This is a genomic window from Clostridium pabulibutyricum (assembly GCF_058242705.1).
In genome coordinates this window covers 208,546-230,253 of the sequence record NZ_JBZAYZ010000001.1, presented here as the reverse complement: position 1 = coordinate 230,253, position 21,708 = coordinate 208,546, and the positions used below count along the sequence as shown (strand labels likewise).

The window sequence follows — 21,708 nt, the reverse complement described above, 5'->3', positions numbered from 1 at the left end:
TGCTATTTTTCAAATTCCCGTTGAACCGAATCCACCTTCCCCCCTTTCACTTTCTGAAAGGTTCTGAGACTCTTTTATAAAAACTCTCTCAACAGGTTTTACAACCATCTGTGCAATCTTCATACCCTTTTCAACAAAAAATGCTTTATCTCCAAGATTTATCATGAGCACCTTTACCTCTCCCCTGTATCCTTCATCTATCGTTCCAGGTGAATTCAAAAGCGTTATTCCATTTTTCAAGGCAAGTCCACTTCTCGGCCTAACTTGAGCTTCAGTTCCCTTCGGCAGCTGAATTTTTATACCTGTAGACACAAGTTTTCTTTCCATAGGTTTTAGAATAACTTCCTGAACTGAAAATAAATCCAACCCTGCATCACCCTCATGAGCATAAAAGGGAAGAATTGCATCATCATTTATTCTTTGTACAAATAACTTCATATTTCAACATCTCCCTGCAAAAGCCTTAAATACATACCATATGATTATACTATATATTTGCAATTTACACTTTGATCGCACTGTGCTAAACTGACTTTAAAAATAGATTTGAAATGGGGGAAATACACCTTGGAACATATAATGCAATTATTCCAGAATTACGGGTACATAGTTCTTACATTATCATTGATGCTGGAGCTTATAGCACTTCCACTTCCCGGTCAGACAATAATGACCTACTGCGGATACATAATCGCACAAAGAAACATGAACTTTCCCCTGGCAATAATCATGGCATCCATCGGCGGAATTACCGGAATAACCATTTCCTATGCAATAGGACGTTTACTTGGAAAGTCCATATTAAAAAAACGAAACGGCATTTTGCAGCATCATAATAAGAATTTAGATAAAGTTTCATTCTTTTTTAAAAAATACGGCATAATCATGCTCATGGTATGTTATTTCATACCAGGTATAAGACATGTCATAGGATATTTTTCTGGAATAATAAAAATACCTTTTAAAAGGTTTGTAATCTTTTCTTATTCGGGTGCATTTATATGGACAACTTTTTTTATATCAGTTGGAAAATTTATTGGAAAAAGCTTCAAAATAGAGAATGTACTTTCAAAAAAAGACTTTGTTTTTCTTGCCGTACTTGTCGTTTTAATTTTTATACTAGTGTTCTTTTTAAAGAAAAAGCACTTTAAATCTTAAACATGATAACATGAACAAGGGGGTTATTTTATGTACAATTACCTTACAACAGATGCAATAGACCGACTCAAAGCCGAGATAGAACACAGAAAAGTTGTTACAAGATTCAAGATAAATCAGGACTTGAAAGAAGCTCGTGCCCAGGGTGATCTTAGTGAAAACTTCGAATACAAATCTGCAAAACGTGATCGTGCCCATAACGAAAGCAGAATTAGATATCTCGAGAGAATGATAAAAACTGCAAAGATTGTAAAAGACAATTCCTCAAAAAATGAAGTAGGTATAGGAAAAACTGTATACCTTAAATTCGAAAACAAAAACATTCCTGAAAAATTCGATATAGTAACTACAATAGATGCCGATCCATTAAGCAACAAAATAAGCATAGAATCACCCCTTGGCTCTGCAATATACAAACACAGGCAAGGCGATGAAGTCACGGTTTCATCCCCGGAAGGAAAATACTCTGTAAAAATCGATAAAATAATTTAAAGTTTAGATTTTGTTTAGATTTGGTTTAGATAAAGTAGAGATTTTAATATTACAATATACTCATAGGCCAAATTTAAGGGGGATGTAGAAATGAAAATAAAAAAGAAAACAGCAATGGTGCTTGGCATGACTCTTGGTATATTCATGTTCAGCGCCACGGCTACAGCAGAAGTCGCATCAAAGAGCGGTTACCAGCAGCTGAAAGATTCAATTAAATACAGTGCAAAATGCTATACCGGCACAATTTCAAATTATAGTTTCGATTCTTCATTTGTAGTAAAAGATGGTAATACTACACTGTTGTCTGAAAATATGACAAGCAAATACGACATGAAAAATCAAGTTCACGAATCCATTGAACAAAGCCAGGATAAAAAGCATAATGCTGGGGAAAAAATCACCAGCTATTTTTACAGAGATAAAAAAGGTTATATAACTCAAAAAAGTCAAAACGATTCATATTATGTATCCAATGAAAAAATGCAGACAAAATTCCTTCAAAATCCTTTTGATGATGAAAAGGCCGGAGATATCGAAAAAATTGCAGATTCAATTATAGGAAATTTAAAGGATGCCGTTGTTGTAGAAAAACATTCCGATGGTAAAATCACATTTTCAGGTTCGCTGTCAGGCACGCAAATCCCATCTGTTGTAAATGCATTGACTTCATACCAACTTAAAAATATGTCAAACCAGGCAAGTACTTCTCTTCCAAAACTGAGCAGTGAAATATACCTTAAAAACATTCGTGGAAATGCCGATGCAAACAGAGGCGGGCTTATAAACAAAGCTTTCCTTTCCTTTGACATAAGTGGAAAAACAAGTGATGGCGTCTCTCATACATTAAACGTCCAGTTTCTTGTGAAGGCATATGACATAAATTCCACTTCTATAAAAAGACCGGATCTTTCCGGAAAACAAGTTATAGAAGACAATGGTCCAATAGGCAGTACCGCATATGTAGGAAAATATTCATCAAACATATTGATTAAAAAAGATAATAAGTTTGTAAAAATAGGTGAGAGAATTATAACTATAACCAATATGGATAAATCAGGTGCAAGCGGTGAATATCATGAATATTATAAAAAAGGTTATGAATCCTATGCAGACAAATCACGAAATTTCAAATTTACAGGCAAACCTGCAGGCAATGGTGATAATTCAAGTATCAGGATAACTACTACTCCATCCAGTGAAGGTTCAGATAATTTTATTTCCATAGATCCTAATGCTGCCAGAATATTCATGAATACAAATTTAATAGACGATTCATCCAATGGAGTTCTTCCTTCCGATGGAAGTTTTGAAAGGGTATTCGATTAAACACTTTAAGAAGACAGCTCTATAACTGTCTTCTTAAAAAATTCAAATTTGGAGGAATTAAAATGGAAAAAGCAATTGAAATATCAAATCTCTACAAAATATTTAAAAACGGACGCGGAATAGAAAATATAAATCTTGAGATAAGTCGAGGAGATGTTTTTGGATTTCTTGGACCGAACGGTTCTGGCAAAACAACTACCATGAAAATAATGACAGGCCTTACAAGACCCGACAGAGGCTCTGTAAGGCTTCTTGGATCAAGCATAACAGAAGATAAAGAAAAGGCTCTCTCAAAAATAGGATGCCTTATAGAAAATGCGTCTGCATATCCATACCTCTCGGCTTTCGAAAACCTGAGACAATTTTCAAGATATTACGATAATGTCGATTCACAAAGAATAGATGAAGTCCTTAGTCTTCTGGACCTATCAAACTACAGGGATGAAAAGCCTCAAAAATTTTCACTTGGCATGAAGCAACGACTTGGAATTGCAGCAGCACTGCTTTCACGCCCTGAAATAATAATACTTGACGAACCTCTAAATGGTCTTGATATAAAAGGAATGATACTTGTAAGAAATATAATAAAAGAGCTTTCCTCAAACAACAAAACTACTTTTTTTATTTCAAGTCACTTGATCCATGATATAGAACTTACATGTACAAAAATAGGAATAATCTACAACGGAAAACTTATAAATACAGATTCTACAGAAAGTATACTTGAAAACTATGCTTCTCTTGAAAACTACTTTATAGACGAGGTGGAAAAAAATGCAGCAATTTAAAGCTTCAATCAAAAATGAAATAGAAAAAATATTAAAGAGAAAAAAACCAGCTGCCACACTGTTTATTTCTCTTTTCCTCATATTACTCGGACAGTTTTCTATAATAATTGTAAGAAAAAATTTTGGGCTTGCAACTGTATCCAGTACTCAATTTCCAATTTTTTCATTGTATATATTCAGCAATATTCTAATGCCTCTTTTCATACTCCTTATAACAATTGGAAGTTTTTGTGATGAATTTTCTCATAATACATTTAAAATAACACTCACAAGACCTGTTACAAGATTTAAACTCTACAGTGCAAAAATAATATCAATAATAACATACATAGCTTTAAGCCTTGCTTTCGTATTGATAGTATCCACAATATGCGGAGTTGCATTCAACTCAAACTATTCTTTCTCAGACAATATAGTTAAAATATTATTATCCTATATTGTTACAATTATTCCGCTTGCTGTTATATGCCTTGCATCAGTTTTATTGTCAAACATATTCAAGAACGGTGTTGTAGTATTTTTTGTATTTGTCCTTACTTTTATAGGTCTTAAAATACTTGGGATGCTTTTTCCCGGCTTTTCAGGCATACTTCTAACTTCACAGCTTGGATGGTACAACCTGTGGATTATGGACTTCATCCCCTACTTTGAAATAATAAAACAATTCCTGCTGATGATGAGTTATGCTATAATATTTTTTACAGCAGGTTATTACCTGTTTGATAAAAAAGAAATTTAAGGTGAAAAAATGAAAATCAAAAAACGTTTGATCATATCGAATTCTCTGATTATATTGATTCCAATTATAACAACAGGCATAACTATAATAGCCTTTGTATTTTTTTATTCAAGATTTGGAGCTGTAAAGTTCGGATACAATAATTTTAAAGAAGCTGTTGCTAAAAAATCAGAAATTATTACTATAATAAAAGATGTATCAAAGACAAAACTTAACACCCTGGATAACTCTACTTTCAAAATATATATTGAAAAAAAGCTTTCCTCCATAAATTCACAGGCTATAATTTTAAAAAACAACAATATAATATTTTCTTCAAAAGGACTTACACAAATTGACATAGAAAATTCGGTTCAATATTCAAACGGATATCAAAAAAATCCAGTTCAAATCGGGAATATATATTATATTCCCGAATCCTTTAGCATTGAGTTTACAGACGGAACCCAGGGCAGAATAATATTCTTAAATCAGACAACCGACACCCACAGTATCCTAAAGTATTTTTTCATTATAATATTATCGGTATTTCTGATTTCCTACATAGCTGCAAACATAATTTTATCTCATATTTTTTCGAAAAAAATACTTTTACCAATTACTCATCTTTCAAAAGCATCAGATAATATAAAAAATGGTGACCTTAATTTTGAAATATTTACAGAAGGTGATGATGAACTTAGAAAGCTATGCTGTGATTTTGAGGAAATGAGAATAAAATTGAAGGACTCTGTAAATTTGAAACTCAAATACGAAAATAATAGAAAAATGCTGATATCTAGCATATCCCATGATCTAAGAACCCCAATAACCTCGATTCAGGGATATGTTCAAGGTATTTTAGACGGTGTGGCAAACACCCCGGAAAAACTTAATCATTACTTAAATACAATATCAAACAAGTCAAAAAAAGTAGATTTCATGATAGATAATCTTCTGCTCTATTCAAAGCTGGATATGAATCAAATTCCATTTAAGTTTGAAAAAACAGATATCGTTGAATACTTTAACTATTATATAGAAGAAACAAAAATAGATCTTAAAAATCACGGCATAAGACTTGATTTTAAAAACTACATTCAAAGTCCAAGTTATGTTATGATAGACAGAGAAAGATTCATGCATGTAATATTCAATATAGTGGGAAATTCCATTAAATACATGGATAAAGAGAAAGGCCTCATATCGATACTGCTTAATGGCCTTGCAAAAAGCATAACAATCAAAATTACAGACAACGGTCCTGGAATAAGCTCAAATGATATAAAAAAAATTTTTTACAGATTCTACAGGTCGGATTATGCAAGGAACAGTGCCGGAGGCAGTGGACTTGGTCTTGCAATTGCAAAACAGATTGTAGAAGGACATGGTGGCACAATATGGGCCTCATCCCGCCAATTTATTGGTACAAGCATAATCATATCACTTCCAAGGGGGGGACTTTCATGAAAAAAATTCTTATAATCGAGGATGACTCAAGTATAGCCGAACTTCAAAAAGACTATCTTGAACTCGCAAATTTCAAAGTTACCATATGTTCAAATGGTATAGACGGCTTAAAAATGTTTTCGAAATTGGACTTTGATCTCCTTATACTAGATATAATGCTTCCTAAAATGGATGGTTTCAGTATATTGAAAAACATAGGCGACAAAAAAGATGTTCCTGTAATTTTAGTTTCTGCCAAAAAAGAAGAATTGGATAAAATAAAAGGTCTGAATCTTGGAGCAGATGACTATATTACAAAACCCTTCAGTCCAAGTGAACTTGTGGCAAGAGTAAAATCTCATCTTGCAAATTATGAAAGACTGAAAAATAAGTTTGCACAAAAAAACAGCAAGATCGTAATCCGAGGTCTTAAAATATTAAAAGACTCCATGCAGGTATTCATAAACGGAAAAGAAATCTCACTTCCCCAAAAAGAATTTGAACTTCTTTTATATTTATGTGAAAATCCAAACAGGGTTTTTAAAAGAGAAGACCTATTTGAAAGAATATGGGGACTTGATGCCCTTGGCGATAATGCAACCGTTACCGTACATATAAGAAGAATCCGTGAAAAAATAGAGGTATCTCCTAAAAATCCGCAGTATATAGAAACTGTTTGGGGAGCAGGCTATAGACTACGGGTATAAATAATTTTTCAAATTATTTTATTTACATATACATGTACATTCATAATGATGTTATAATATAATAAATGGAATTATATGACTTACTTGTCTTTTGATATAGTTTTTGGGAGGGTTACACATGCAGATTTATCATAAAACAGATAGACAGATGTACATTAGGGCCGTGGATGGATCTGAAATAGCACTTTGGGAATGGGACGTAGTAAACAATTCACTATTTCTATCTTCCAATTTTGAAGCTGTAACCAGTTATGGAATTAAAGATTTTAAAAGTCCAGCAGAGTTTATTGAACTTGCCGTTGTAACTGAGGACTCACTTTCAATAAAAAACACTTTTATTTCATTCCTGGAGAACAATCTTGATTCCCACGAAAGCAGTTTTAAAATTCAAAGCAAAAGCGGAGCTATTTTACATGTGCTTTCAAGAGTAAAGGCTACAAAAAAAACAGATGGCAAAGTAAAACTAATCTCGGGTTCTATAATAAACATATCAAACTTTAATATCCTCGAAAACAGGATTGATTATATCTCCAACTATAATTTACTTACAAATCTTCCAAATAAAGCTTTGCTTAAAAAAGATCTTAAAAGAGCTTTGGATACTTCAAAAAAAGGCGTAATTATACTTTTAAATATCGACAACTTCAAGCTTATAAACGACAACTATGATCATAATTTCGGTGATCTTCTTCTTATAGTATTTTCGCAGTCAATATCCCATTTTAAAAATTCACACACTAAATTATACCATCTTCATGGTAATGAATTTTTATTTTTATGTATCAACCAAGAAGAAAATCTTATAAAAAATCTATACTCTAAAATAAACAATTTCTTGAAACAGCCATTTAAAATAAACGGTGAAAGTATCTACATAACTATAAGCATTGGAATAAGCCGTTTTCCAATTGACAGCACCAGCGAAGAAACTTTGTTTAAATATGCAGACATTGCACTTTGTGAATCGAAGTCGAAATCAAAATCAAAAAATACAGTTACACTTTTTCAAAAATCAATGCACTATTCATATTTGAGAAAAATAATTATAGAACAGGAACTCAAAAATGCTGTTCGAAACAATGAACTCGAACTTATGTATCAACCTCAAATTGACGTTGTATCAGAAAACGTAATTGGATTCGAAGCTCTTTTAAGATGGAAAAATCATCGTCTTGGAAATGTACCTCCATCTGAATTCATACCCATCGCAGAGGATTCGGGAAGTATAATTGAAATAGGCTACTGGATATTTGATTCTGTTTTCAAATTCATAAATGACTTAAAACTCAAACATACTGACCTGAAAAAATTTTCTATAAATATATCGCCCGTTCAATTAAGCGATCCGGAATTTATAGATAAACTTTCAGATTTATACAACAGGAACAAAATTCCACCTTCAACAGTTGAAATTGAAATAACCGAAAGAAGTTTACTTGATTTATTTGTTCATAATTTGAAAACGCTCCAAAAAATACTTAATATGGGAATCCGACTTTCACTTGATGATTTTGGAACGGGGTATTCCTCTTTAAATTATCTCACCATGCTTCCCGTAAATACTATAAAGATAGATAAATCATTCATAGATAAAATATACTCAAAAAAGAACAAAGCTGTTATAAAGTGTATAATCGATCTTTCAAAAATACTTAACTACAATATAATTGCAGAAGGTGTTGAAACATCGGATCAATTAAACTCCCTCCTTGAAATGGGGTGCAATACAATTCAAGGATATTATTTCAGCAAACCCGTCATAAAAGCCGATGTAATAACATTTTTGCAGCAAAAAGAAGTAGGATTTTAAAATACAAAATCCTACTTCTAAATTCAATTAGCTATTAGAACATATTTGCAGATAATTTATCTACACGGTTTATTGAATCAATTACCATATCTGCAGTTACATCAAACGGCATACATGACATTGCCTTTGAAACTGCAGATGCCTCCGCTCCAATTCTAATCTGTTCTTTTGAAAGCTCCGCAAGCTGATTCAGAGCAATTGGTATTCCACAATCTACAGCCAAGTTTATCTCTTCCATAATTTCATCGTCCGAACGATTTTCAAGTGCAAGAAGGCAAAGGTTACCATATCCTACGATAAGTCCATGAGCAACCTTGTGCATCACTGGTATTTTAGTAAAACCATTATATATACCATGAGCTGCTGCATTTCTAAGTTCTTCTCCTCCAAAAATCGATGAAAGTCCTGCCACAAGAATAATGGAATCAACCGTAGATTCAAATCCTTCGTTTATCTGTTTGCTTTCCACCGCCTTACGTGCATCCTTTCCAAACTTTTTAATGATATCATAACAAATCTGTCCATTGCTTACAGCTGAAATTGTCCGGCTTGTCGACGACATTCCTGCAGCTGCCGCTCTTAACTCATACATCTTTGCAAGTGTATCACCAATGCCCGCTATAAGCCATTTGGATGGAGCATTTAGAATAATATCACTGTCTATAACTATGGCTGCCGGACATTTGTCATAAAACATATTTCTTACAAATTCCTTATTTTCGTTATACAAAACTGTCAAAGGTGTAGCTGCTGCACAAGTAGCTGCAATAGTTGGTACAGTTATAACCGGAAGTTCTGTTTTAATTCCTACTGCTTTTCCTGTATCCATGGACTTTCCACCACCAACTGCAACAACAATATCGGCTTTGTAGGCTTTTACTTTGTCTACCAGGCTATCTATATTTTCCATGCAGCACTCTCCACCATACCATTCAACTCCTGCAACTTCCACACCGAATTTCTTCAAGCTGGAAGTTATTCTTTCACCTGCAATATCAAGTGCAGTTTTTCCGCCTAAAACAAGCGCTCTGCTGCCGTGTCTTCTGCAAACCTCCCCTGTACTGTCAACTGCTCCCGTACCTCGAATAACTTCTGATGGAAATGCCAAAACATTCATTGTCATAAAAAATCCTCCTTTTTTGCATTTATTACAACTTCACAAAATAAATTCAATATTACCTTATGATTAAATTATCATATTTTTTGATTTTTTATTCAATGTATGTTTGCACAATGTATAACGTTTTCTGATTTATTTTTTTGTATATATGCATATGAAAAATGCACCCTATACATATTCCGACTCAAAATCTTCTATTCTTATAATGTTGTCTATCCTAATTACAGATTCCAAATCCATAATTTCCCTGACAGCAGAATCAACTGCTTCCTGTCTCGTTTTATGAGTAATAAGCACTATTGTAACATGATTCTTTGAATTACTCTGTCCCCTTTGCATTACAGACTTCATGCTGACGTTGTGTTTTCCAAGCACGGTTGTTATTTCACCAAGTACACCAGGTTTATCAAGTACTGTAACCCTCATATAAAATTTACTCTGGCTCTTTCCCATACTCAAAACTTCCCTGTGCCACAATGTATTTTTGGATATTGAGCTACAACAATCTTCTTCTACATTATTTCTCAATATGGATATTATATCTCCTACAACTGCACTGCCTGTTGGAAGACTGCCCGCACCTCTTCCATAGAACATAAGATCCCCTACTGCATTCCCCTTTACAAATATTGCATTGAAGGAATCATATACATTCGCAAGAGGATGCTCCTTTGGTATCATAGTTGGATGTACCCTTAATTCAAGCTTTTTCCCCCTGTCCTTTGCAATGGCAAGAAGTTTTATTACCATATCAAACTTCTTTGCATACTTTATGTCTATAGGTTCTATTTTAGTTATTCCTTCCCGATATACACTTGAAACATCAATTTTTGTTCCAAAAGCAAGAGATGAGAGGATTGCAAGTTTGTACTGTGCATCAAACCCTTCTACATCGGAAGTTGGATCAGCCTCGGCATATCCCCTCTGCTGCGCCTCTTTGAGTGCCACATCAAAATCCAGTCTGTCAAGCTGCATTTTTGTAAAAATATAGTTCGTAGTCCCATTCACTATGCCATAAAGTTCTTTTATCTTGTTCGCAGTGAGACTTTCCTCAATTCCGTTTATTATAGGAATTCCTCCTGCAACACTTGCCTCGTAATTAAACATTATTCCCATCTTGTCTGCTTTTTCAAATAGCTCGTCACCATTTGTAGCAAGAAGCATTTTATTTGCAGTGACTATATGCTTTTTTCTGTCCATGCATTTTAGTATATAATCCTTGGCAGGATTTATTCCGCCCATGACTTCAACAACAATTCTAATCGAGTTATCGGAAAGTATATCATTTATATCATCAGTTATAACTTCGTCAGGTATGTCAAGTTCTCTTTCCTTCGTTTTGTCTCTTACAAGGATCTTGGCTATTTCCACTTCATATCCTGATCTTTTCATTATTTCCCTTTTATTTGAATAAAGTATTATCCAAACTCCAGTACCGACATTTCCTAGTCCCATAAGTGCTATTCTAATTTTTTTCATATTTTTACTGCTGTCAAAACCCTATAAAAATGAAATACTTGTTTCAACAGGCATTTCCTCCTCACTCAATCCATATTTTATACAAGTAATTATATCAGTAAAATCAGATTATTTCCATAAAATCACGCTGAAACATTAAACTTGTCACAAGGCATCAGGGTACTTCACCTTGAATCCCTCTTCCCTCCATTTCTCCTTTGAACGCTCTATCTTTTTTGCAGATAAACCCTCCTTTTTTATCGCCGCACTCTGATAAAAGAATTTTTGACTATCAAATGGATGCTTCCCACGTTTATCTATATTTGAATATGTACCATCACTTCTCAGCTCCCGTGCCTTTAAATTATCTTTCAAATACACGCCAAGTATAGCTTTTACAGTCTTTTTTATAGAATCATCTTCAACTGGAAACAGAAGTTCAACCCTCCTATCAAGATTTCTTGTCATCCAGTCGGCACTTGAAAGATACACTATTTCGTGACCATTTTCGTAGAAATAAAAAATCCTGCTGTGCTCTAAAAATCTTCCTACAATGCTTGTAACCCTTATGTTGTCACTGACTCCATTTATTCCAGGCCTCAGGCAGCATATTCCCCTGACTATAAGCGACACCTCAACTCCTCTTGACGATGCCTTATACAAACTCTCTATGATTTCCTTATCTACAAGCGAGTTCATTTTGGCTATTATCCTTGCAGGCTTTCCGCAAGCCGCATTTTGAGTTTCCCTGTCTATAAGATACAAAAACCTCTCCCTCAAATCAAGGGGTGCTATGCAAAGCTTTTTCAAATTTCTCGGAATGGATCTTCCACTAAGCATATTGAATATTACGGAAGCATCTTCACCATAATAAGGATTCGCAGACATTATACCCATGTCGGTATACATTTTTGCAGTCACATCATTGTAGTTTCCTGTACCCATGTGCACATATCTTTTTATTTTTCCTTCTTCCTCTCTTACAACAAGAAGAAGCTTGCAGTGGGTTTTTAGTCCAACAAGTCCGTATATAACATGACAGCCAGATTTTTCAAGTTGTTTTGCCCATTCTATATTGTTTTCCTCGTCAAACCTCGCCTTTAATTCTACAAGAACTGTGACCTGCTTCTTGTTTTCTGCTGCAGCTATAAGCGCCCTTATAACAGGAGAATTTCCGCTTACCCTGTATAATGTCTGCTTTATTGCAAGAACCGAAGGATCTTTAGACGCCTGGCGTACAAGTTCTATTACAGGATCAAATGATTCATAGGGATGATGCAAAAATATATCTCTTTCCGATATTATATCAAATATATTTTTCTTTATGTTTTTAAGTGGATTGTATGGTACTATTGGATTATAACAGAGTGAATTGTATTTTTTATTTTTTATAAGCTCTTTAAGAAAAGTTAAATCAAGCGGCGTAGTTATCCTATACTCCTGGTTTCTACTAACCTCAAGCTCCCTCTCAAGAACAGCAAGTATTTCCCGGTCAATACCCTTTTCAACTTCCAGCCTTACAGAAGCTCCCCATTTACGCTGTTTTATTGATTCTTCTATGGTTTCAAGAAGATCCTCCGCACCTTCTTCATTCAAAGTAAGGTCTGCATTTCGTGTAAGTCTGTAACAGGAAGAAGACAATATTTTGGATGTTCCAAAAAGTGAAGAAAGATTATATTTTATTACATCCTCCAGCATTACAATATCAAGCCCTTCTTTTGACGGAATTTCCATTATTCTTCCAAGCACTGCCGGGACTTCAACTGTTGCAAATATTTTCTCCCCATTTTTATCTATGACAAGCCCTATATTGAGGCTCTTGTTTAAAATTAAAGGGAAGGATGTACTTCTATCTATCAGTACAGGGGTAAGAACCGGAAATATGTTATTTTTATAATACTTTTTAACATACTCAAGCTGGCTGTCATCCAAATCATTCATGGTCAAAAAATTTATATTCTCTTTCTCCATGGCAATTTTTAAAGAACGGTTAAAATAACTGCACTGCTTTTCTACAAGATTTCCGACTTTTTTATATATTTCACAGAGCTGCTCCTTCGGAGTAAGTCCTGCAGGATCAAGCTTGTTGAAATTGGCTTTTAGCTGGTCTATAAGTGATCCGACCCTCACCATAAAAAATTCGTCCAGATTGGAGCTTGTAATTGAGACAAACCTCAGTCTTTCAAACAGCGGATGATTTGCATTTCTTGATTCTTCGAGAACTCTCAAGTTGAATTCTATCCAGCTTAATTCCCTGTTTATAAAATTTTTACAGTCATCAAATTTATCCATCTCATATCCTCTCCAATATTAAAATAATATACTTTATATTACAGGTTTTATGCCAAGAACCTCTTCAAAGAAAAGCGAATTCTTTTTAAATTCCCACTCTTCAAGGGTCAAATCTTCGCCTGAAATTATATTAAAATATAATTTATTTCCACTGGAAGCAAGTTTTATATCCTGTATTTTTTGAAGATGTGATGCATCAAGAGCCTCAGATAACTTAAGTATTGCAGACAATACAGAAACTATCATCCTGTCCCTGCTATCCAGTATAAAATAGCCGTAGTCATTTTCCGATGGAACCATGGAAGAATGATATTTTGCCGTATTTGCAATTATACTGAGTTCCCTTCGGGAAAATCCCAAAATATCCTGGGAAATTATTATATTGTATGACTGATTCTCATGACCTGATATATCTATAAAATTTCCTACATCATGGAGCCTGCTTGATACTTGAAGATAGAGCTTCTCTCTTTCACCAAGCTTGTGAAATCTTCTGGTCTGTGTAAAAATCGACGTGGATATCTTTTCCACGTAATCGGCATGCGCCTCATTTACCCTGTATTTATGAGATATAAACTGTGCCGAACTCAATATATCGTTTATAAGAGATTCCTGCCTCTTAAATCCAAATATATGGTCCGCAATATCATATACAATTCCAAGTCCAAGATCAACATCCGGCATATAGATACTTCCCGCACCTGTCATATTGAAAAAGCTGTGAAATATTATTACAGTTGGAAGAAGAAGATGGGATTTTCTCTTGGGTATTCCATATTCAAAAAAAAACTGATCTGTACTCATTTTCTTGACCTTTTTGTAAAGTTTCTTGAAAATTCCCCTGTCCATCCTATTATCTCCAGAATACTTTTCACCATAAATTTCTCCGGCAAGCTTCTGCATTGTATGAAGTTCCCCGCCAAGTGCTATAAAATTCTTTATCTTAAATTTTGTTATGTTTGACTTTGCAAAATACAGTTTGCTCTCTATATACTGTTCCGTAATATCGGAAAAGTCCAAGGTACCGTCTCTTAGAGAATCCAGCGTCTCTTTAACTCTCAGAGAACCTATATGTACATGTTCTGTAAAACTCAAATTTCCGCTGTCAAACAGTGATACCTCAACATACCCGGTAGTTATATTGACTATAAGCGTTGCATCCTTTTTAGCAAACTCCATTCCGAAGGTTTTATACTTCAAGGCTTTCATAACATAGAACCTCTCCTGTGATATGTTTATGACCTCCACGTTAATTCCCGTATGAAGCTTTATTTGCTGCAATATGTACTGTCTGTTTGTAGCCTCACGTATACCGCTTGTTGAAACCGCCCTGCAGCGTTTTATTTTATATTCTTTCATCATTTCCGAAAATTTCTTCATATCACTGCAGGTTTTCTGTATCGTATCTACAGAAATTTTTCCCGTGGAAAAAGTATCTCTTCCTATGTTTGTAGGTTTTACTGCCTGGTCAACAATATCAGCACTTCCTGTATTATCTATATTGTAAATTGAAATTTTCAAATAGTTGGATCCAACATCCACTGCAGCTGCCGTGTAGTTTGTATTTACATTTCCCATAAAATCACCCTAATTGAAAGCATTATATACTATTAATCAATTATAACCCGATTTTCAATTAATATTTAAAACTTAACCATATCTTAACCAAAACATAAACTAAATTTAAAATCAGCCTTCTCTTTTTATATTGATTTTTATATTAAAAATAGGATAAACTTTTTATATATAAGTAAATCTTTTTTATTTTGGGGAGTGTTTACATGAAAAAAATCGGAATTATAGATGTAGGATCAAACTCAATAAGAGTTGTAATAGTAAAAATATCAGACAATTTATCCTATGAAATCATAGATGAACTTAAAAGCACTGTACGGCTTGGAAAAGACATGTCGCCTGACGGATATCTGAACCCTGAAAGGATGACAAAAGCACTTACAGCTCTTTTCAATTTCAAAAGGCTGTGCATTTCAAACAATATATGTGAAATTATTGCAGTAGCAACAGAAGCTGTCAGAAAAGCAAAGAACCAGAGTGAATTTCTCGAAATGGTAAAACATGAGCTTGGCATTGACATAAAAGTGCTTACCGGAAAAGAGGAAGCATATTATGACTACATAGCCACAGCAAACAGTATAGACTTAAATTCAGCACTGCTCATGGACATAGGCGGAAGCAGTACGGAATTCATACTCATGGAAAACAGGAATATAAAAGACAGTATAAGTTTTCCAATGGGTGCAATAACTCTCACTGAAAAATTTTATTCTTTCGAAGGAAGTGTTGAAAACAAAGGAAAAAGTCTTGTAAAGTACATAAACCATATACTGGATTCTATTGATTTTTTAAAAGATGCGAAAGGTCTTCCTCTAATCGGTATAGGCGGCAGTTTCAGAACTCTAGGCAAAATAAAAAGAAACCTCTCTGGCTATCCAATCAGCAACCAGCATAACTACACAATTTCTGCAAAAGACGCAGTTTCCATATGTACTTCACTTAAATACAAGAGCCAATCTGAGTACAGGAAAGTAAAGGGAATTTCAAAAGACAGGGCCGACATATTCATAGGCGCCGTGTATGCAATCTCAACTACCATAAAGTATATAAAAGCAAGAAAATTAATAATAAGCGAAAGCGGAATACGTCAGGGAATACTTTATGAAAGCCTCTTTGGAAAACAAACTCCTGTTTCAAATAACATACTTGACATTTCCATAGGGAATATTGCAAATAACCTCAAACTTGACCAAAATCACATAGAACGGGTGTGGAAATTCTCAAAAAAAATCGCAGAAGGTATTTCAAATATCTTTGAGAATTCAGATGATACTTACAGAATACTAAAATGCGCTTCATACCTTCATCACTGTGGAATATCTGCAGGATTCAACAACTACGGCAAATACTCATTTTCAATTATAAAAGACAGCAAGATATGCGGTCTTACACACAGGCAGCAGCTAATGGCAGCCTTTGCTGTTTCAAATGAAGAAGCAGTGGTTATAAGAAAATCTCCTTACTTCAAAAAAATACTTTCAGAAGAAGACATAAAAAGCATACAAAAAATAAGAGCAGTACTTGATACAGCAAAAGGTCTCGACAGAGCCATGGATGGAAATATAACCGACATAGCTATTCTGGATAAAACCGATTCCGTTGTCTTAACACTTTATTTCAAATTAAGACCATACCTTGAAATTGATGCTGTATCCGACTGCAAATATGAATTTGAAACTGCTTTTTTTAAAAAACTTATAGTTGATTGCCACGAGTAAAACAGTCAATTTGGTCTTTCAAATTTTGCAAGAAGCATATCAAGCATCATTGTTATCCAATCATCACCATTTTTTATAAGTCCTTGCTTAAATGCCAACTTTACAGTACTTCTCGGACTAACAGCACCTTCTATACCATCATATTCCAAATAGGATTTCATATTACTGTAAGTGTAAGTTTTACCTTCTTTTTATACCTTTCAACATTTCCATAAAAAGTATAAACTCCTGCAGTTTTTATATTCTGCTGTTCATATTCCCATGTAACATCAACAGTTTTTGTACGTCCATCAGACATTTCAGCTTCCACCGTTCTAGGAAAATTAAAATGGCTGTTCCTAGAAGTTTCCCTTTCTATATCATCAATTTTAGTAGGTATTGGCTTTATAATAAGTGTGGCTGTAGCATCACTATCCGTTCCTGCTATTTTGCCATGCAAAGTATACGTTCCAGGATTTGATGTATTTACTCTTGTTATATTCCATGTCACGTTAACATCTTTTTCTTCACCGGAACTTGTATTTACAACCACAGTTGTCCTTGGTATATAGGTATCATCCTGCCATATCGTATCTGTAAATAAATTGTAGTTATTATCCGAAACAGAAAGTGGTATTCTTTTAATTTCATCTTCCTGTGTATAGCTTATTGCCCCGCCGCCGCCAAGTATTTTTACATTGGCCACAATTGAAGAACTTAAAAAAGCATTCGTTGAACTAGATATATAATCTCCTACAAGTATAACCGGTGATCCTGTCTGGGCTGCAAGAGCAGAGGCTGCAAGAGAGTCAGCAAAATTCTTTGATGTTGCTACATAAATCGTCGATGTACTTATCTCATTTTTAAATTGACTTATAATATCTACATTTCTTGAGAATATATCGCTGTCATTTGCAATCCTAATTACATTGGGAATAATATCCGTTACATTGTCCCCAACCTGTTTTTTAGTACCAATAACATATACAGCATCATCTTTTTTATTGCTCTTTAAAAAATTCTCAGTATTTTTTGGCATTCCTTTACTTGGAACCAAAACAAGAGGCATTCCTTTAAAAGCCGCAATAGACGACATGGTTACTCCATCATAGAAACTCTCTCCACTTACTACGGCTATCTGCTTGGTCGATCCAATTTTTTTTGCAACTGCAATGCTCGTATCATACCTTGTGTCCCCTGAGATTCTCGTTACTTTTATTTTTCGTGATTTTATGGAATCTTCAAGGCTCTGAGATATAACGCCCGTTCCACCTACCAAGAACACATTTTTTACATTAAGCCTGCTAAGTTCCATTGAGGTATAAGGAGTTATGTCATTTTTCTTTACAAGAAGTATTGGTGCATCATACTTTTTAGCAAGCGGCCCTGCACAAAGTGCATCCGGGAAATTCTCGCCGCTTACTATAACGGCATAATCACTGGAAGTTTTCCACCCATCTTCAGCAACATTTGAAGCTGTTTCATATCTGTCTCCTCCATAGTATCTGTCTACTTCTATATCTGAACTTGCATGTACTTTTGTGAAACTCATTGTACACATAAAAATTCCAACTGCCAGCACACTGCATAATCTGCTTATCTTATTCATTATTTTATAGTATCCCCCTCAGAACATTAATCTCTTTTTTATTTTATCGTCATCTCATGCATGATTCTTTAGTATAACATGCCATCTCCTGAATTAATTATTATAGTAATCAAATATATACTGTGTGAATTTTCCTAAGTCGTATATGTGTTTTTCAATTATTTCTTTTATTATAAGTAAATTAACCGACTGATAATCATGTACTGCTATGTTTCTAAATCCCACCATGGATTTTAAATTTTCAGTTAAATCTTCGTTTATAATTTTCTTTTTTAATAGAACGTCAAATGCATCCCTGCTATTTTGAGGTATTCCTAGCTTCTCTTCAGAAACTATATGCATTGCCAAATCTATGGAAGCTTCACAAGCCCTCTGTATATTCAATATTATAGAATCCTGCTTTGTGTAGTTTTCAAGATTTTTAAAATTTCCCTGGTACTCTTCATTTATCCTCTTTATGCACCTTTCAATAACAGATATTTTATTGAGTACTACATCAGTCATAAATACTCCCCCTATTTTTTATATTATCAAGAATTACCTTTCTCTCTTCATTAAGGAGAGCATAATCTTTAAAAGCATACATTTCAAAGTAAGCTCTTCTTTTGTCATCAACACAATGTATTCTTTCTCCTTTTGCTATGACTTGAACTTTAAATACATCTGAAGACTTTTTTAAATTTATAAGATCAATTTCTCTTTTTAGGATGTCTGCAAGCTTTTGAGATATCATGAATACCTGATAATCAGAAATTTCAGCATCACTTAAAAATGCAATATCTATGTCGCTGTCTTCCCTGAAAACACCATTTGCAGCCGATCCAAATATATATATAATCCAAGGTTTTATATTTTCTTTTAAAACCTCTATAATTTTATCAGTGATTTTATTGTCTATATTCATAAGATTCACCTCGCTCTTTGCTTAATACAATTATAGCACAACTTAAATAGACCTTTCTGCTGAAGCAGAAGGATTTAGAAAATTCAAATTAAAACCAGAGAGAGCCATATTAAACAGCTATCTCTGGCACGTAAAATATTATTGAGATGTACATTTTCAAATAATTAAATTAAATTTTTCTTAATTCAACACAACTTTATTTACTGCTTTTTTCACATCATCAAGTGCTGAAATAAGTTCATATTCAAACAAATCTCCAATTAAAATTACATCCTGATTTTCAAGTGCTTCAACTATGTCATTTAACTTCTCGTTCAAGTTATTAATATCTATATCCTTTATAACTGCATCATCAGTCGCTTTTAATGCTTCAATAACCCAGTTTATCCCTTCTGCTATTTGAGGCACCATATCAAGACCTCTTTTTTCTTCCCCACCACGAAGAAAATCTGCAGATTTCTTTATTCCATCCTTAAGATTTATTATATAATCACTTATAGTTTTCAACAACTTAATCTTTTCATCCATAGTTACTTTCCTCCTGTATCGAGTTGAAATTTATTTTAACAATTAATCTTTAATCCAACTGGCAGTTTCTAAAATACCATCTTCAAGAGTATACTTAGGTTTCCAATCAATTAAAGTCTTTGCCTTTGAATAATCACACTTGAGTTTCATAATCTCGCTTTGTGGATGTATGTGATTTATGTGATTTACTCTTACTCTACCTTTGTTTATTATATCTGCAAGTTCATTTATAGTAACATCCCTGCCTGTACCTGCATTTATTATTTGTCCATCTGTATATTTTGAATGCCCGCATTTAACTATAAAATCTGCACAATCTTTTACATACAAAAGATCCCTTGTTTGCTTTCCCGAGCCATATATATTTATATCTTTATTTTCAAGAACATTGTTTATAAATATAGCCACAACCCCCCCTTCACCACCTGTTTTCTGAAACGGTCCATATGTGTTAAACGGTCTTATAACCACAGTCGGAAGCTTGTACGCATTATAATAAGAAAGTACCATATTCTCAGCTGCTATCTTACTTCCACCATATGGAGAAACTGGTTTTGTAGGATGCCTCTCTGAAATTCCATCATCACTGGATACATCATAAACCATACATGTACTCATGAACACCACCTTACATGGATGAGTATTCTCCTTGGAATCCAAAACCCAACTGTCTCCTTGCATCTTTCCATTTTTCCCGAACATTTGAAATTTTGCCATTTCAAGTATATTAAAAGTTCCCACTGCATCATTAAAAAAAGTTGTCTTAGGATCATCTATGCTGTCCTGAACATTTATAGATGCTGCTAGATGATATATTACATCGAATTTTTTCTTAAATATCTCATTTAATATACTTCCATCACGTATATCGCCCTTTACAAAGTTAAAATTAGAATTATCATTAAATTCTTCTATATTTTTCATACTTCCATTGGACAAGTTGTCCAGTACAACAACAGAATGCCTCTCATTTAAGAGTTTCTTTACAACCCATCGTCCTATAAAGCCGGCACCACCTGTTACAAGCATATTCACAAGCAATCAACTCCCTATAAAGTATAATACTCTCTTGATTTAATAATCGTAAAATTTATATAATAATTTACTTATTAAAATTTACATTGATAAAATCCGCTACTCTCTTATGTCCGCAGCCATCTATTATGGTCTGACCTCTAAGTGATCTTTCCCTTCTCAATTTATAGTTATCACATAAATAGACAAGTTCCCTTGAAAATTTATCTTCGCATAAATTATTGTACCAGCCTAAACTGCCTACCATATTCATATCATTAAGTTTTTTACAGGAACTTACCTGATTATCTGCAATTATTATATCAAGAGTTGGTACACCGCAGGCTAAGAGCTCATATAATCCGCTTCCTGCTGCAGATATAGCCAGATCACATTCTCTCATTACATTTACCATATTAGCATTGAAATAAAATTTTATATTATTATAGCTTAAATTTTTAAAATAATCCTTTTCTCTAAAAGAAGGTCCTATAACTACATGAAACTTAAAATTTGAATTTTTTACCCAATTTACCAATACTTTAGTAAATTGAACAGGATCTGAACCACCCATAGTTATCATTATATTTTTAACCTGTTTATTTATATGCTTCTCCTGCAAGCTCCTAAATTCTTCTCTCATCATAAGATATTTTAATCCTAATAATTTATATTTTTGAGGATAATAGAAATCTTCCGCATATACATTTTGGTTTATAATTAAATCTACGTCATAATCAAATAGATTTATATCATCTATATAAGCCGTATATTTAGCCAGCTTTTTTGTTTGTTCAAAATATTTCTCATCTACATCATAACTATCTGTTATAAGCACATCTGGTTTTAAATGAGATAGAACTTTAAGTATATCCTGTTTAAACTTAATTACCTTAAAGCCCTGATCTTTTATCTTAAGTGTGCCATATTCATTATCTATGCTATCTTTGCAAAGGTAACAAACATCATTATTTAAAGATAAACTTTTTGCAAGTACAAGGGTTCTCATAATGTGACCCATTCCTATTTTTGAGCCACCTTCTGCACGAATTACTATTTTCAT

21 protein-coding genes are annotated in these 21,708 nt (G+C 33.7%); 9 read left to right on the top strand and 12 right to left on the bottom strand.

Annotation, left to right across the window (positions count from 1 at the left end):
* Positions 1-9 precede the first annotated feature (9 nt).
* Positions 10-438, bottom strand: a complete 429-nt coding sequence (dut, locus tag AC4CVH_RS01105; RefSeq protein WP_490785870.1) for a dUTP diphosphatase — start codon at positions 436-438, stop codon at positions 10-12.
* A gap of 129 nt (positions 439-567) precedes the next feature.
* Here dut and AC4CVH_RS01100 point away from each other — a divergent pair, with 129 nt between their 5' ends.
* From AC4CVH_RS01100 to AC4CVH_RS01065, 8 genes are all read left to right on the top strand, one after another.
* Complete coding sequence (locus AC4CVH_RS01100; protein WP_490785869.1) at positions 568-1,158, top strand: DedA family protein; 591 nt, start codon at positions 568-570, stop codon at positions 1,156-1,158.
* Between the two features lie 30 nt (positions 1,159-1,188).
* Complete coding sequence (greA, locus tag AC4CVH_RS01095; RefSeq protein WP_490785868.1) at positions 1,189-1,650, top strand: transcription elongation factor GreA; 462 nt, start codon at positions 1,189-1,191, stop codon at positions 1,648-1,650.
* A 90-nt stretch (positions 1,651-1,740) separates the two neighbouring features.
* Positions 1,741-2,976 carry a hypothetical protein gene (locus AC4CVH_RS01090; protein WP_490785867.1) on the top strand — a complete coding sequence of 412 codons (1,236 nt, stop codon included), beginning with the start codon at positions 1,741-1,743 and terminating at the stop codon, positions 2,974-2,976.
* A 62-nt stretch (positions 2,977-3,038) separates the two neighbouring features.
* Entirely contained in the window at positions 3,039-3,764 is a 726-nt protein-coding gene (locus tag AC4CVH_RS01085) for an ABC transporter ATP-binding protein (protein ID WP_490785866.1), read from the top strand.
* Complete coding sequence (locus AC4CVH_RS01080; RefSeq protein ID WP_490785865.1) at positions 3,751-4,503, top strand: ABC transporter permease; 753 nt, start codon at positions 3,751-3,753, stop codon at positions 4,501-4,503. The genes AC4CVH_RS01085 and AC4CVH_RS01080 overlap by 14 nt, the downstream gene beginning before the upstream one ends.
* Before the next feature lie 9 nt (positions 4,504-4,512).
* A complete protein-coding gene (locus AC4CVH_RS01075; RefSeq protein ID WP_490785864.1) occupies positions 4,513-5,952 on the top strand; it encodes a sensor histidine kinase in 1,440 nt (479 codons plus the stop codon).
* Positions 5,949-6,638, top strand: coding sequence for a response regulator transcription factor (locus tag AC4CVH_RS01070; protein ID WP_490785863.1), 690 nt, complete (start codon positions 5,949-5,951; stop codon positions 6,636-6,638). Before AC4CVH_RS01075 ends, AC4CVH_RS01070 begins: the two co-directional genes overlap by 4 nt.
* Before the next feature lie 118 nt (positions 6,639-6,756).
* Positions 6,757-8,448, top strand: coding sequence for a putative bifunctional diguanylate cyclase/phosphodiesterase (locus AC4CVH_RS01065; protein WP_490785862.1), 1,692 nt, complete (start codon positions 6,757-6,759; stop codon positions 8,446-8,448).
* Positions 8,449-8,482: 34 nt separating this feature from the next.
* On the opposite strand, the gene AC4CVH_RS01060 is transcribed toward AC4CVH_RS01065, so the two are convergent.
* The 4 genes from AC4CVH_RS01060 to AC4CVH_RS01045 all read right to left on the bottom strand — a co-directional run bounded on the left by AC4CVH_RS01060 (position 8,483) and on the right by AC4CVH_RS01045 (position 14,896).
* On the bottom strand, positions 8,483-9,571 hold the full coding sequence (locus AC4CVH_RS01060) for an iron-containing alcohol dehydrogenase family protein (RefSeq protein ID WP_490785861.1): 1,089 nt from the start codon (positions 9,569-9,571) through the stop codon (positions 8,483-8,485).
* Positions 9,572-9,736: 165 nt separating this feature from the next.
* A complete protein-coding gene (locus AC4CVH_RS01055; protein ID WP_490785860.1) occupies positions 9,737-11,047 on the bottom strand; it encodes a homoserine dehydrogenase in 1,311 nt (436 codons plus the stop codon).
* Between the two features lie 144 nt (positions 11,048-11,191).
* Positions 11,192-13,318, bottom strand: a complete 2,127-nt coding sequence (locus tag AC4CVH_RS01050) for an RNA degradosome polyphosphate kinase (protein ID WP_490785859.1) — start codon at positions 13,316-13,318, stop codon at positions 11,192-11,194.
* Positions 13,319-13,351: 33 nt separating this feature from the next.
* Entirely contained in the window at positions 13,352-14,896 is a 1,545-nt protein-coding gene (locus tag AC4CVH_RS01045) for a Ppx/GppA phosphatase family protein (protein WP_490785858.1), read from the bottom strand.
* A gap of 203 nt (positions 14,897-15,099) precedes the next feature.
* On the opposite strand from AC4CVH_RS01045, the gene AC4CVH_RS01040 reads away from it, so the two are divergent.
* Complete coding sequence (locus tag AC4CVH_RS01040) at positions 15,100-16,611, top strand: Ppx/GppA phosphatase family protein (RefSeq protein WP_490785857.1); 1,512 nt, start codon at positions 15,100-15,102, stop codon at positions 16,609-16,611.
* 5 nt (positions 16,612-16,616) lie between these two features.
* Here AC4CVH_RS01040 and AC4CVH_RS01035 read toward each other — a convergent pair whose 3' ends face one another.
* From AC4CVH_RS01035 to pseG, 7 genes are all read right to left on the bottom strand, one after another.
* The gene (locus AC4CVH_RS01035) at positions 16,617-16,760 is read right to left on the bottom strand and encodes a hypothetical protein (protein ID WP_490785856.1); all 144 of its coding nucleotides are present in this window, start codon (positions 16,758-16,760) and stop codon (positions 16,617-16,619) included.
* 8 nt (positions 16,761-16,768) lie between these two features.
* Complete coding sequence (locus tag AC4CVH_RS01030; protein WP_490785855.1) at positions 16,769-18,199, bottom strand: cell wall-binding repeat-containing protein; 1,431 nt, start codon at positions 18,197-18,199, stop codon at positions 16,769-16,771.
* A gap of 93 nt (positions 18,200-18,292) precedes the next feature.
* The gene (hepT, locus tag AC4CVH_RS01025; RefSeq protein ID WP_490785854.1) at positions 18,293-18,703 is read right to left on the bottom strand and encodes a type VII toxin-antitoxin system HepT family RNase toxin; all 411 of its coding nucleotides are present in this window, start codon (positions 18,701-18,703) and stop codon (positions 18,293-18,295) included.
* Positions 18,696-19,103, bottom strand: coding sequence for a type VII toxin-antitoxin system MntA family adenylyltransferase antitoxin (mntA, locus tag AC4CVH_RS01020; RefSeq protein ID WP_490785853.1), 408 nt, complete (start codon positions 19,101-19,103; stop codon positions 18,696-18,698). Before mntA ends, hepT begins: the two co-directional genes overlap by 8 nt.
* 180 nt (positions 19,104-19,283) lie before the next feature.
* Positions 19,284-19,631, bottom strand: coding sequence for a DUF8042 domain-containing protein (locus AC4CVH_RS01015; protein ID WP_490785852.1), 348 nt, complete (start codon positions 19,629-19,631; stop codon positions 19,284-19,286).
* Positions 19,632-19,673: 42 nt separating this feature from the next.
* Entirely contained in the window at positions 19,674-20,666 is a 993-nt protein-coding gene (locus AC4CVH_RS01010; RefSeq protein WP_490785851.1) for a dTDP-glucose 4,6-dehydratase, read from the bottom strand.
* 67 nt (positions 20,667-20,733) lie between these two features.
* On the bottom strand, positions 20,734-21,708 hold the full coding sequence (pseG, locus tag AC4CVH_RS01005; protein ID WP_490785850.1) for a UDP-2,4-diacetamido-2,4,6-trideoxy-beta-L-altropyranose hydrolase: 975 nt from the start codon (positions 21,706-21,708) through the stop codon (positions 20,734-20,736).